Annotated in this window: 9 protein-coding genes; 3 read left to right on the top strand and 6 right to left on the bottom strand. The window is 64.5% G+C overall.

Features of this window, described 5'->3' with window-relative positions; genetic code table 11:
- The 6 genes from ACTRWB_RS28785 to ACTRWB_RS28760 form a co-directional block, all read right to left on the bottom strand.
- Nucleotides 1–2,036: ESPR-type extended signal peptide-containing protein (locus ACTRWB_RS28785; RefSeq protein WP_446903848.1), on the bottom strand; the 2,036-nt coding region annotated here is incomplete at its 3' end.
- A gap of 1,032 nt (nt 2,037–3,068) precedes the next feature.
- Nucleotides 3,069–3,971, bottom strand: coding sequence for an aminomethyltransferase (locus ACTRWB_RS28780; protein ID WP_048251259.1), 903 nt, complete (start codon nt 3,969–3,971; stop codon nt 3,069–3,071).
- Between the two features lie 95 nt (nt 3,972–4,066).
- Entirely contained in the window at nt 4,067–4,285 is a 219-nt protein-coding gene (locus ACTRWB_RS28775; RefSeq protein ID WP_048251238.1) for a hypothetical protein, read from the bottom strand.
- 237 nt (nt 4,286–4,522) lie between these two features.
- On the bottom strand, nt 4,523–5,176 hold the full coding sequence (locus ACTRWB_RS28770; RefSeq protein ID WP_129515737.1) for an NADPH-dependent FMN reductase: 654 nt from the start codon (nt 5,174–5,176) through the stop codon (nt 4,523–4,525).
- Nucleotides 5,177–5,495: 319 nt separating this feature from the next.
- Nucleotides 5,496–6,992, bottom strand: a complete 1,497-nt coding sequence (locus ACTRWB_RS28765; protein ID WP_446903847.1) for a methyl-accepting chemotaxis protein — start codon at nt 6,990–6,992, stop codon at nt 5,496–5,498.
- A 434-nt stretch (nt 6,993–7,426) separates the two neighbouring features.
- Complete coding sequence (locus tag ACTRWB_RS28760; RefSeq protein WP_129515735.1) at nt 7,427–7,732, bottom strand: NIPSNAP family protein; 306 nt, start codon at nt 7,730–7,732, stop codon at nt 7,427–7,429.
- Between the two features lie 281 nt (nt 7,733–8,013).
- Here ACTRWB_RS28760 and ACTRWB_RS28755 point away from each other — a divergent pair, with 281 nt between their 5' ends.
- The 3 genes from ACTRWB_RS28755 to ACTRWB_RS28745 all read left to right on the top strand — a co-directional run bounded on the left by ACTRWB_RS28755 (nt 8,014) and on the right by ACTRWB_RS28745 (nt 12,093).
- A complete protein-coding gene (locus ACTRWB_RS28755) occupies nt 8,014–8,802 on the top strand; it encodes a GNAT family N-acetyltransferase (protein WP_343493571.1) in 789 nt (262 codons plus the stop codon).
- A 470-nt stretch (nt 8,803–9,272) separates the two neighbouring features.
- On the top strand, nt 9,273–11,330 hold the full coding sequence (gene kdpB / locus ACTRWB_RS28750; RefSeq protein WP_446903854.1) for a potassium-transporting ATPase subunit KdpB: 2,058 nt from the start codon (nt 9,273–9,275) through the stop codon (nt 11,328–11,330).
- A gap of 64 nt (nt 11,331–11,394) precedes the next feature.
- On the top strand, nt 11,395–12,093 hold the full coding sequence (locus ACTRWB_RS28745; RefSeq protein WP_446903846.1) for a response regulator: 699 nt from the start codon (nt 11,395–11,397) through the stop codon (nt 12,091–12,093).
- Nucleotides 12,094–12,096 lie beyond the last annotated feature (3 nt).

Genomic DNA, 12,096 nt, shown 5'->3' with positions numbered 1-12,096 from the left:
GAAGTGATCGAGCTGTTGGCCGACGACAGACCCGTCGAGGTCGAGGTCGACAACGACGTGATCGAGCTGTTCGCAGACGACAGGCCGGTCGACGTGGAGGTCGACAGCGAAGTCACCGAGCTGTTGGTCGAGCTCAGGCCGGTGGACAGCGAGCTGATGCCGGTCGAGGTCGAGGTGGACAGCGAAGTGATCGAGCTATTGGCCGATGACAGACCCGTCGACGAGGAGGTCGACAACGAAGTGATCGTGCTATTGGCCGACGACAGGCCCGTCGACGTGGACGTCGACAACGACGTGATGGAGCTATTGGCCGACGACAGACCCGTCGAGGTCGAGGTGGACAGCGAGGTGATCGAGCTGTTAGCCGACGACAGACCCGTCGACGTCGACGTGGACAGCGACTTGACCGAGCTATTGGCCGAGCTGAGGCCGGTGGACAGCGAGTTGATGCCGGTCGAAGTCGAGGTGGACAGCGAGGTGATCGAGCTATTAGCCGACGACAGGCCGGTCGACGTGGAAGTCGACAGCGACGTGACCGAGCTATTGGCCGAGCTGAGGCCCGTGGACAGCGAGCTGATGCCGGTCGAAGTCGAGGTCGACAGCGAGCCGATCGAGCTATTAGCCGACGACAGGCCGGTCGACGTCGACGTCGACAGCGAGCCGATCGAGCTGTTAGCCGACGAGAGCCCCGTCGACGTGGACGTGGACAGCGAACCGATCGAGCTGTTTGCCGACGACAACCCCGTCGACGTCGAAGTCGACAGGCTCGTGATGCTCGATGTCGTCGTGCTTGCCACGGCGTAGAGCTGGCTGCCGTTGATCGCGTCGGTGCTGGTTGCGCTGACGAGGCCCGCCGCGACGTTCTGGATGCGGCGTTCGAAGTTCGGCTGGCCGACGCTGACTACGCCGCCTGCCGCGCCGGAGCCGGCATAGCTGCCGAACGTCTGACCGCCGATGGTCGTGCTGCTGACCACCGTGGTGCCGCCGGTCGTCCCCGACAGCGCGCTTGTCGTTTGGGAGTTGTAGCCGAGGGCGACCGAGTTCGCGACATTGGCGCTCGACGCGACGCCGATCGCGACGGCGTTCGTGGCCGACGCATTGGCATTTTGTGCGAATGCGACCGAACCCGAACCCGATGCGGTCGAGTTTGAACCGAAGGCGGTTGCATAGCTGTTCGACGCCGTGGCGGCGGAACCCACGGCCACGGACCCGGAATTGCCGCTGGCCGTCGAGCCGTTGCCGAGTGCAATCGCGTCCGAGCCGCTGGCTACTGTGGTCGCCGAAAAGCTGCCGACGTTGCCCATTGCGATTGAACCGGTGCCCGTCGACGTCGCGGAATTGCCGATTGCGACCGAGCCGTTCGTGCCCGTGGCCGTGGAGCCGCGACCGACTGCAACGGAGGTATTGAGCGCGGTGGTGTTGGTGCCGATCGCGACCGAATCGGTGCCGCCGGCCGATGCGGTAGAGCCCAGCGCGGTTGCGCCGCTCGCGGACGCATTCGAGAACCGACCCAGTGCGATCGAGTTGCTACCCGAGGCTATCGCGCCACCCGTGCCCGAACTGTTGCCGCCGCCGATCGCGATCGCGCTGGAGCCCGATGCAGTAGTGTCGTTGCCGACCGCGGTCGCACCCGTGTTCAGCGCCTTCGCGCCGGAGCCGATGCCGATCGCGCTTGCGCCGGTCGCCGTCGTGGCTTGGCCGAAAGCCTGGGAATAGTTGCCCGATGCCGTTGCGTTCGCACCGATCGCAATGGACGTCGAACCGCTGGCGGTCGTCGTGCTGCCGGCGCCGCCGCCGATTGCGATTGCCTGGCCACCGGTTGCCGCGACGGCGCCGGAGGTACCCGTCGAGAAGCCCCCCGCGCTGTACTGCGCATGCGCAACGTTGCCGACGGTCGCCCCCGCTACGAGGACGGCGGTTGCAACGGCCTTCACGACGGCCGACTTGTTCGGCTTGCCCCGTGCCGAATCGTGTTCCGATGCCGCGACCCAGGCGCCAAGAGCTTCGTTCCAGATCGAGCGGTATGTGCGGTTCATGTCCTGCTACCTCCAAATATGCACGCCACACACCGGTCTCTTTCGTTAGAGGAATATTCCGTGCGCTCGCGCGAATCTCAAAATTGATGGGCGGAGTTTATTGGAGGTGGATTTAAGAGATTGATAAAAAGTGATAAATGAGAGGTTTGGAAAGTTAAAAGATGGTTAATGCATCGTGTTTTGATGTATCAGGGGAGAATGAATTTGAAAGATGTAAGAATGTGACGTGTAGGGTTTGAATTTTTCTGGGTTTGTGCGGCATTTGGTATAAAAATCAATGTGTTGCGTGTGTTTTGTGCGGCAGGTCACACATGGAAATGTCTGAAAAGTAAGACAAATGAAATAGCAAACGTTTGCGAGATCGATCGTCCTTTCGAAATTGTAATATTTTCGGAGGGGCCGATTGATAATATGCTGAATATCTTGTTAATTTGTTAATGCGGTATTTTGAGATGGTTTTATTTTTATTTTGTTAGATTATCTATAAATCAATTTAATTTGAATCGACGAATATCGGGCTGTGCTGATTTGCGCATCGGGTTCGCCGTGGCTGCCCGTGTGACGGGCGTTCCGGGCCGGCCGGTTCGTCGAATTTGTAAAAAAGTGCTACAGGACGATGCGCCGGGCCGTCACCATTCAAATTTCGAATTTGTCCTATTGACGATATCGATGATGTTGGTATCCGGGCGGGATACGAGGGCGTGCCGAACCGCCCCGGGAGGGGGCCGTGCACCGGTCGCTCGCCGGGTGGCGACAGGTTGTTAAAGACGCGGGTCGGCGTCGGGGGCGACGCGCCCGAATTGTCAGATCATGGGTGCGGCAATTTGCCCGATGCGCGGCGTGCGCGCATGGCAGCGCCGGAGAAAAAAGGGCAGGGGTAAATGTATCGGGCGCGCCACAGACGGCAGGCGGATCGAGTTCGGCAAGGTCCCGCAGCGCATCGACGGGCGCCGGAGCGCGCGACGTCGAGAGCGGAACCGGCAAGCGTGCGGCCCGCACCGGCTCTCGCATTTCGCGGCAGCGCGCCCCGCCTTACTTCTTGAGAAACCGCAGCGCGAAGCGCGCCAGGCGCGGCACGAACATCGGGCGCAGCAGGCGCTTGTCGTAACCGGCCATCCGTCGGTCGTTCTCGACGAGACACAGTTCGATCAGTTCGCGCGGGTTCAGCGCGTCGCCGATGTCGGCGGTGCCGGTCGCCGGGAAGTTCGCGTCACGCGCGGCGCCGTCGGCATCGATGCCGCGCGCGATGCCGATGCGGTCGCGGATCAGGTGCACCCACACGGCCGCGACGCGTGCGAAGAACCACGGCCGGCGCCACCACGGCATCGTGCGCCAGTACCACGCGTACCAGTTCGCGAAGAACAGGATGTGGCGGCCTTCCTCCTGGATCACGGGCTCGAAGGTGTCGACGAGTTCGGGCGGGAAATAGCCGGAGCGCTGCGCGGAACGGAACAGGCCGAACGCGAAGAAGCTGTCGATGCATTCGCTGAAGCCGGTGATCATCCACGACCACTCGGGGTCGGTCGGCGCCGGGTAGGGCGGCTCGGGCGCGAGCCGGATACCGTACGCCTCGACGAGCTTCGACAGCACGACCTTGTGGCGTGCTTCCTCGCCGCCGTCCATTTCGAGTGCGCGGCGCAGCAGCGCATCGTCGATCGACTCCGCGTACGTGGCCACGCGAATCGATGCGCGGCCTTCGGTTTGCACCGCGATGTCCCAGATCGGCAGCGACGTAAGGCGCTTGAGTTCGTCGGGCTTGAGCGCCGGCCAATCGATCACGGCCGGCTTGTACGGGTTGTGTGTGTCGAGCAGCATGCGGCAGAACATCTGCTTGTGCGCATCGGAACCGATCCTGACCGGACCTTGCCTCTCGAAGGTCCAGTTGCGCATTGCGTGATCTGCGGCTGCGTGCTCTTTCTGCAGCGTGTCAGTCATGGCTGTTGTTATGCGATTACGGGCTGAAAGATTCTTGCATAGCTTCCGTAAACGCGTATTTTCGAGCGGCCATGCGCACGCCGGCCAGGCGCACGTCACACGTGCGTGTCGACCCAGAGACGGCCCCAACGGGACGCGTAGGCGAGCGCGTGTTCCTCTTCGAAGAAGAAATCGATGGCGTCGAACGACACGGAGCGCGGCGACGGCCCGCCGCCCGCCCGCTCGATCGTCAGGTTGGCGGCGAACAGCCCGTTCGGCAACCGGGCGGCAGCGGGGGCGACTTCATAGCCCTTGTAGCGGATCGTACGGTTCATGGCGTGTGCGGAGAAAGTTCGGACTTTCAGCGTACGAAAACCCGCCGGCCGCGTGAACCAATCTTTCGGGCAATGCAAATCACGCGGCAGGCTGAATCGTTATCGGGGCGGTATGCAGGGAAAGGACCACGGCGGCGAAGCGGCGGCATGCACGGCACATCGCCGCGCGTCCGAAGACGCGCCGCCCGCGCGCGGCGAATCGGGGCGACCGGGCGCGGGCGGCGGAATGCGGGGGGATTACTGGTGGCTGGCGATCTTCAGCACGGGTGCGAGCGCGTCGACCGAAGCCGCATGCGTGGCCGCGCGATGCGATGCGAACGCGAGCGCGAACTCGGCCGCTTGCGCGCCGACCGTCTCGAGTTGCGCGGTGACCTTCGGATCCGAGCAACTGTCGGCGCTTTCGAAGCGCGTTTCGAGCGTGTTCACGGTCGCGCCGAACGGCGTCGGCCAGCCGCGCAGCGCATGGACGATCGAACGCAGCGACGTCAGCACCGTGCCGGCCGCCTGCCAGCCGTAGGCGGTAACGATCAGGCCGACCGCGCGGCCGTCGAGATAGGGGCGATCGTCCGCGCGCAGTTCCTCGAGCGTGTCGAGCGCGTTCTTCACGAGACCGGAGACGCCGCCGTGATAACCGGGCGTTGCGATGATGATCGCGTCGGCCTGGCGCACGGCGTCGATCAGTTCGCGTTGCGCGTCGGTCAGCGTTTTGTGTTCGGGGGCGTAGTGCGGCAGCGTATGCAGGAACGGGCCGTCGAACAGGCGCGTGCGTGCGCCGGCGGCTTGCGCGCCGCGCAGCGCGAACGACAGTGCGCGTTCGGTGGACGACGCGGCCCGGGTGGTACCGCCGATGCCGACGACGAACGGGCGGCGGTGTTGATCGAATGCAGTCAAGGGGCGCTCCTCGGGGATGGCTTGCCCGGCTAAGCACAGGCTTAAAACCAGATGGTAACGACCCCGTTGCCACTCTGAAAACGACTTTTCGTTCTATCGATATGCCGCGCAGCGGGGGCAATCGTGTGCGTGGCCGCGCAGATCGATAGCAGAAATGCTTGGTTGGGACGGTACGCCGCGCTCGATAAGATGGGCCCGTCTCCTCCATGATGTCTCTACTGACATGGGTTGGCCCCGCCGGGCGGATGCTGGCGGGGCTTTTTTTTGTTCATCGCGGGAAAGCCGTGTTGCGCGTGTTGGCGCACGCAACATGCCGAGCCTAGAGCTTGAAAACGTTGACCGCCGTGTGCAGCTTCCTCGCTTGATCGTCCAGCGACTGCGCCGCTGCGGCAGCCTGTTCCACCAGCGCCGCATTCTGCTGGGTGACTTCGTCCATCTGCGTGACTGCCTGCCCAACCTGATCGATTCCCTTGCTTTGCTCGTCGGAGGCCGCGGCAATTTCTCCCATGATGTCCGTCACCCGTTTGATGCTGGTGACAACCTCCTCCATCGTGTTGCCCGCCTGGTCGACCAGCTTTGTACCTGTTTCGACCTTGCGCACCGAATTTTCGATCAGCGTCTTGATTTCCTTGGCCGCTGCCGCCGAGCGTTGCGCGAGCGTGCGCACCTCGGTGGCTACCACCGCGAAACCCCGGCCATGTTCGCCTGCGCGGGCGGCCTCCACCGCAGCATTGAGCGCGAGAATATTGGTCTGAAAAGCGATCCCGTCGATCACGCCGATGATGTCGACGATCTTCGCCGAGCTGGCGTTGATTTCTCCCATGGTCGCGACCATCTCGCCTACAGCGTCGCCTCCCCTGACCGCGATGGTCGCGGATGACTGCGCCAGCCCATTGGCCTGCCGGGCATTCTCCGTGTTCTGCCGCACCGTGCCGGTCAACTCCTCCATGCTCGCAGCCGTCTCCTGAAGCGAAGCGGCCTGCTCTTCCGTGCGGCTCGACAGATCGACATTGCCTGCGGCAATCTGCTTCGAAGCCGTGCTCACCGATTCCGCGGAGTCCCGCACCGCGCCCATGACCTCGGCGATCCGGCCCATCAGGTGATTGAAGGCAGCAGCCGTCTGGCTGATTTCGTCTTTACCCTGAACGGACGCACGCCTTGTCAGGTCGAGTGATTCGCTCGCTTGCTGCAACGTCCCCTGGATGCCGCCCAGCGCGCGCTGGATCGAACGGGACAGCAGGAGAATCCATCCGACGACAATCGCCATCGCCACGACCAATACGGTCATGACCGTCCTGACCGCATTCGTGCTGACGCGGTCGGCAAGGTCCGCGGCTTGCTGGCCACGATTTCCTACTTCCGTGATGGTCGCCTCGATCGACGCACTGAGCGGTTGAAAGTCGTTGTGGTAGAGCGAACCGACCTGATCGTTGGCCGCCTTGGGATCATGGGCAGCCAGTTCGATCAGCTGTCGTGATTTCTGGTCGTACGCATTCCATTGGGCGCGCAGCGTCTTGAGCCTTGCTTGTTGATCCACGGAATCGAACAGCGGGCCAACGATCTCGGCCCATTTGCCGATGTTTCGTTCTGCTTCGGAAAAGATCTTCTTGGTATCGTCCGACGCCGGGTCAAGCTCGACCGTGGATAGCGCGCTTGCCTTGATTTCCGTTATGCCGCGCACCTGCGTCTCCCGGCGATGCGAGGCCGCCTCCGCATCGCTTACGGAACCGAATCCGAACGACGTCACGGCGATACCGCCCCCGATGGCCATCAGCGTGACGAGCATCAAAATCTGAAGTTTTAACTTGATGGTCATAGCAGGTCGTAGCGAGACTCCAAGGATTTTTGGCAGAGAAACCGACTCTGTACATGAATCGGTTAACGGTGCGCGTCATTGGTTACTAGAGTCCGGTCTACTACCGATATTCAGCGTTAACGCATGGGGATTTGTCAGGCTAATGCGCTTTGCGGGTGCCCTCCATTTCCTCAGAGGGAATCGGGAGATGCGGTGTTGGCGTGACGTATGGCGACGAATGAAAACGACGTTCGGCGTGCAACGCCGCCATCGTGATGGTGAACGTCCGTGTCTGCCGATGACGCAACGTGTGGCAGCGACGGGTTGAATCCGCAGGGACGCGCAGGTGACCGCAACTTGCCAAACGTCGACGGTCAGCGTCGCGTTCCCCACGGAAATCCGCGATGTACTTTTGTTTTATTCCGGTGGGGATCAGGGGCGCGATGCCCGGGCCGTTACTCGAACACCGGCCGGAAGAAGCTGCGCTCGTAGCTGATGATGCAGCGCGTTTCCTCCGCGTAGCGGAACGCGGCCTGGCAGGCCGGATCGTCCTTCGAGCGTTCGCGATAGCGCTCGTACTCGGCGAGGCTCGGGAACGAGAACATCGCGAGCGCGATATTGCTCGCGCCTTCGGATGGCAGGAAGTAGCCGTGATGCGTGCCGCCGAATTGCTCGACGAGCGGAATCCACATCTTGCCGTAGGTTTCGAACTGGTCGAGCTTGTACGGATCGATGACGTAACGAAGGAAGCAGGTGACCATGAGCGCTCTCGGTGCGGTTGGGGAGCAGCGAGTCTGGATGGCGTCGCCGCATGTGTCAACGGCGAGTGGGTCCGGCCTCGATGCGCTCGCGGGATACGTTGCTTGCGCGAACAACGATCGGCGTTCTTTCGTGCGTCCACAACGATGTATGCGGAGCGGTCGTATGCACCGTCGCCACCGCTTCTCCCGCACGCATTCCCCCAAACTTTTACGACATTTTTTCTTGCGAGGGCGGTCGGCGCGCTCATAGACTTCGAGCATCCCAACCACGGAGCACTGCGATGTCGATACCCTGGAACGCGATGGCCGAACGTCTCCCCGCTGCGCCGCCTTCCGTGTGCGCCGACCGGGTGGTCGTACGGCGTTTCGATCCGGCAGTCGACAGCTATGCGCAACTCACGCCGATGCTGCATCGTGCGTTCGCGCGGCTCGGTGCGATGGGGCTCAACTGCACGTGCGTCGATCAGGACGAAGACGTCACGCGCCGCCGCGCGGAAGCGGGCGAGTGTTATGTCGCCGTGTGCGGCGGACGCGTGATCGGCACGGCCACGCTGTATGGCACCGATCCGTCTTCGGCCTGCTCGCTGTACCGCCGGGAAGGCGTCGCGAGCGTGCGCCAGGTGGCTGTCGATCCCGATTGCCAGAGCCGCGGGATCGGCGCGCTGCTGCTGTCGTTCGCCGAGCAGTGGGCCGCGTTGCGCGGCTATACGCTGCTCGCGCTGGATACGCCGCATCCCGCTTCGCATCTGCTGGCGTTCTACGGTGCGCAGGGTTTCGACGTCGTCGACGTGATGCGCTTCGCCGGCAAGCGCTACGACAGCGCGATCCTTTGCAAGCGGCCTGTCGCGCACGTCGTGCGCCGGATGTCGCCGGCGTCGCGGCTGGCTGCGCGCATGGCGGCCGTGCGGCGCCTTGCGTTTGCGTTGCCGTCGCGCATTGCCGCGGTGGCGCGGCGCGACCTGCGCGTGCGCCGTGGCGCCGGATTGGCCGCGCGCCGCGCGGCCGGCGCCGCGAGCTGCCGTTCGTCGCCGTGGCGGCCACGCCAGCATGGGCGCCACACGTTCGGCTGAGCGCCGCACCCGGGCTCGCTTTCCTGCTTTGACCGCGTAACGTCGCGTGAGCGGAGTGTGGCGCTTCCGCTCGTGTACGGCCCATGAGACACCCCCGCCGCGCCGCGGCGAAACCGACGTTTACGCGCTTTTTATGCTCCGACGCGATCCTTTGCCGCGATCTTCACGCGAACCTTCATAAGATGGTTGCGTGGAAACGGAAGCCGCACGCGCGAAAGCGTGAAGGCAGCCGGCTCGTCTGACCGATGCCGGGNCGATCCTTTGCCGCGATCTTCACGCGAACCTTCATAAGATGGTTGCGTGGAAACGGAAGCCGCACGCGCGAAAGCGTGAAGGCAGCCGGCTCGTCTGACCGATGCCGGGTGCCGCCGCGCCGCCGCGCCGGCAAAAGGAAAACCGCCATGTCTCTCGCACCCGTGACCGGCCAGCGCCCGGAGCATCCCGGCCATGCGCGCACGGCCGTGCGTTCGATGTTCGATCCGGCGCTCGTGCGCCCGGCGATCGTGGACTCGTTCAGGAAACTCACGCCACGCACGCAGTTCCGCAATCCGGTGATGTTCTGCGTGTATGTCGGCAGCATCCTCACCACGCTGCTGTGGATCGCCGCGCTGTTCGGCCAGGCCGAGGCGCCCGCCGGTTTCATCGTCGCGATCGCGTTGTGGCTGTGGTTTACCGTGCTGTTCGCGAACTTCGCCGAAGCGCTCGCCGAAGGGCGCTCGAAGGCGCAGGCCGCGTCGCTGCGCAGCGCGAAACACAACGTGGTCGCGAAAAAGCTCGCGGCGCCGCATGCGCAGGCCGCTGTCGAGGTGATGGCGTCGACCGACCTGCGCAAGGGGGACGTCGTGCTCATCGAAGCCGGCGACACGATTCCGGCCGACGGCGACGTGATCGAAGGCGTCGCGTCCGTCGACGAATCGGCGATCACCGGCGAATCCGCGCCGGTGATCCGCGAATCGGGCGGCGACTTCTCGTCGGTGACGGGCGGCACGCGTGTGCTGTCCGACTGGATCGTCGTGCGGGTCGCCGTCAATCCGGGCGAGGCGTTCCTCGACCGGATGATCGCGATGGTCGAAGGCGCGAAACGCAAGAAGACACCAAACGAAATCGCGCTGACGATCCTGCTTGTCGCGCTGACGATCGTGATGCTGCTCGCGACCGCGACGCTGCTGCCGTTCTCGACGTTCGCGGTCGAAGCGATGAAGGCCGGCCACGTGGTGACGATCACCGCGCTCGTCGCGCTGCTCGTGTGCCTGATCCCGACGACGATCGGCGGCTTGCTGTCCGCGATCGGCGTGGCGGGGATGAGCCGGATGATGCAGGCGAATGTGATCGCGACGTCGGGCCGCGCGGTGGAAGCGGCCGGCGACGTCGACGTGCTGCTGCTCGACAAGACCGGCACGATCACGCTCGGTAACCGCCAGGCATCGGCGTTCGTGCCCGCGCCGTTCGTGACCGAGGAAGCGCTGGCCGACGCCGCGCAACTGTCGTCGCTCGCCGATGAAACGCCGGAAGGTCGCAGCATCGTCGTGCTCGCGAAACAGCGCTTCAATTTGCGCGAGCGCGACATGCAGGCGCTGCATGCCGTCTTTCTGTCGTTCAGCGCGCAGACGCGGATGAGCGGTGTCGATCTGCCCGGCCGCGAGATCCGCAAGGGCGCGGCCGACGCAATCGTGCACTACGTCGAGTCCCATGGCGGCCGCGTCACACGCGAGATCGAAGCGGTCGTGACCGACATCGCGCGCCGCGGCAGCACGCCGCTGGCGGTCGCGGAGCGACGCGACGGCGTCGCGCGCGTGCTCGGCGTGATCGAGCTGAAGGACATCGTGAAGGGCGGCATCAAGGAGCGCTTCGCGGAACTGCGCAAGATGGGCATCAAGACCGTGATGGTGACGGGCGACAACCGGCTGACGGCGGCGGCGATCGCGGCGGAAGCGGGCGTCGACGATTTCCTCGCGGAAGCGACGCCGGAAACCAAGCTCGCGACGATCCGCGAACACCAGGCGGCCGGCCGTCTGGTCGCGATGACGGGCGACGGCACGAACGACGCGCCGGCGCTCGCGCAGGCCGACGTGGCGGTGGCGATGAACACGGGCACGCAGGCCGCGAAGGAAGCGGGCAACATGGTCGACCTCGACTCGAACCCGACGAAGCTGATCGAGATCGTCGAGATCGGCAAACAGATGCTGATGACGCGCGGCTCGCTGACGACGTTCTCGATCGCGAACGACATCGCGAAGTACTTCGCGATCATCCCTGCCGCGTTCGCGACGACCTACCCGCAACTGCACGTGCTCGACGTGATGCACCTCGCGTCGCCGGCGTCGGCGATCCTGTCGGCGGTGATCTTCAACGCGCTGATCATCGTCGCGCTGATCCCGCTCGCGCTGAAGGGTGTGCGCTATCGTCCGCTCGGCGCCGCGCCGCTGCTGCGCAGGAACCTGCTGGTCTACGGCCTCGGCGGCGTGCTGTTGCCGTTCCCGTTCATCAAGCTGATCGACATGGTGCTGGTTGCATGCGGATGGGCGTGAGCATGGACGCGCACGGCACCGGCCGCGACAGTCTGCATGACACTCCGGACGGAGGCGCTGCCGCATGAGCGAACCGACCGTCGTCATCGTGATCGTCGACGAAGACAGGTTCATCCGGCATTTCGTCCGTGTCGCGCTGAAGGCCGAGCACATGCACGTCTGCGAGGCCGGAACCGGTGCGGCGGGCGTGGCGGCCGTCACCGCGCGCCGTCCGGACCTGATCGTCGCGGACACGAACCTGCGCGATCTCGGTGGCACCGAACTGATCCGTGCGCTGCGCGCGTGCTCGGCCGCGCCGCTGATCGTGCTGTCGGCGCTGAGCGCGGAAAGCGACAAGGTCGCCGCGCTCGACGCGGGTGCGGACGACTACCTGACCAAGCCGTTCGGCACCGCCGAGCTGATCGCGCGGATTCGTGCGCACCTGCGAAGGCAGGCGAGCGGCGGCCGCATCGATGCGATGCGCGTGCGCTTCGGCGACGTGACCGTTGATCTCGGTGAGCGCCAGGTGCTGCGCGGCGGTGCGCGCGTGCATCTGAGTCCGATCGAATACCGGTTGCTGGCCGTGCTCGCGCATCATGCGGGGCGGCAACTCACGCACGACCGCCTGCTGAGCGAGGTGTGGGGCGCGGCGCATGGCAAGGATGCGCATGACCTGCGCGTGTATGTCGGCCACCTGCGGCGCAAGCTGGAGTGCGATCCGCGGCGGCCCGAGTACATCGTGACGGAGATGGGTGTCGGCTACCGGCTCGCGGGAGCTGCGTAGCGC

This window comes from Burkholderia sp. YIM B11467 (assembly GCF_052952715.1).
This window is presented reverse-complemented; position numbering and strand designations above follow the sequence as displayed.

Coding starts and splice junctions, on each gene's coding strand:
- ACTRWB_RS28780 (WP_048251259.1), bottom strand. CDS start 3,971: ATGACTGACACGCTGCAGAAAGAGCACGCAGCCGCAGATCACGCAATG.
- ACTRWB_RS28775 (WP_048251238.1), bottom strand. CDS start 4,285: ATGAACCGTACGATCCGCTACAAGGGCTATGAAGTCGCCCCCGCTGCC.
- ACTRWB_RS28765 (WP_446903847.1), bottom strand. CDS start 6,992: ATGACCATCAAGTTAAAACTTCAGATTTTGATGCTCGTCACGCTGATG.
- ACTRWB_RS28760 (WP_129515735.1), bottom strand. CDS start 7,732: ATGGTCACCTGCTTCCTTCGTTACGTCATCGATCCGTACAAGCTCGAC.
- ACTRWB_RS28755 (WP_343493571.1), top strand. CDS start 8,014: ATGTCGATACCCTGGAACGCGATGGCCGAACGTCTCCCCGCTGCGCCG.
- kdpB (WP_446903854.1), top strand. CDS start 9,273: ATGTTCGATCCGGCGCTCGTGCGCCCGGCGATCGTGGACTCGTTCAGG.
- ACTRWB_RS28745 (WP_446903846.1), top strand. CDS start 11,395: ATGAGCGAACCGACCGTCGTCATCGTGATCGTCGACGAAGACAGGTTC.